Raw genomic sequence first — 1,134 nt, forward strand, 5'->3', positions numbered from 1 at the left:
CTCGGCCTCTGCCCGGCCGACCGAGCACCCGATGGCCGTGAGCACGGCGCCCAGGGCTATGAGGGCGCGCATGGTGGCGCTGCCGGCGGGCGGGACGATCCGGGCGGCCGGCGCGGCGTGCCTACCGGCTGGCTGGCGGTCGTTGTCCGCCGGCCCTGCCTGCGCCGGCTCGCCCTGGCTGGTGACCAGGGTCAGGTGAGCTCTGCCGTCACGTGCGGGGCGACGGGCTGCGTTCGGAGGCGTGTCCATCGGTGGGTGGTGTCCTCAATGCCGGGCGCGTTGGGGGGCGCGCGGGGGGTTATGCCCAGGCGCCGTAAACGGCGGCGACGGTGAAGCCGGGGCCGAAGGCGGCCAGTACCCCGGGGTCTCCGGATACGGGCGGGTCATCGTACGTGCGGCGTAGTACATCCAGGACAGCGACGCCGCCCAGGTTGCCGTTATCGGCGAGGGAGGCATGGGAGTGCCGGCCGTGCTTGGCCGGGTCGAGGCCGAAGCCAGTAACGACGTCGTCAATAATGCGCGGACCCCCGGGGTGGACGACGGCCCACTCGACGGCGCGGCCGTTGGTCCAGTCGGTCAGGTATGGGAGGGCGTCGGCCGCCGCACGGGCTGCGGCCCGGGTGGACTCGAAGTGCAGGCCGTCGGCGTCGATGGTGCCCCAGTACCGGTCGCGGCTGTTCGGGAGGACCAGCTCGAACGGGTCCTGGGCGACGAACCCGGGTCCGAGGTCGGCGGGAGTCTCGTCGGTGACTCCGGTGACGATGCAGGCGCCGGCGCTATCGCCGAACAGGGCTCGGTAGATCATCGACTGCGGGGTGGTCTCCGACTGGTGGTAGATGGTGGAGAGGGTTTCCGCGACGACGACAAGAACGCGGGCGCCGGGCTTGACCTGCGTGAGGTGAAGGGCGCGGACCAGGGCCTGGGCGCCGCCGGCGCAGGCCAGGGTGGCGAGCGACACGCGGGACACGGTGGGACGCAGACCGAGGCGTTCGACGAGGTGCACGTCGAGGCCGGGCACGCTCCAACTTGTGGTGTGGCTCGTAACGATGGCGTCGACGTCGCCGGGGTCGAGGTCGGCGACGTCGTGGGCCTGGCGGGCCGCGGTTTCCGCGAGGTCTAGCGCGTCACCCAACG

Annotated in this window: 2 protein-coding genes; both read right to left on the reverse strand. The window is 72.4% G+C overall.

Annotated elements, in window-relative coordinates; all coding sequences use genetic code 11:
• The coding region (locus ABZ454_RS38915) for a hypothetical protein (protein WP_359544147.1) at positions 1-249 on the reverse strand (249 nt) is incomplete at its 3' end.
• 49 nt (positions 250-298) lie between these two features.
• Positions 299-1,134: PhlD (locus tag ABZ454_RS38920; RefSeq protein WP_359544148.1), on the reverse strand; the 836-nt coding region annotated here is incomplete at its 5' end.

Source organism: Streptomyces sp. NPDC005803, from assembly GCF_040630435.1.
Classification (GTDB): Bacteria; Actinomycetota; Actinomycetes; order Streptomycetales; family Streptomycetaceae; genus Streptomyces.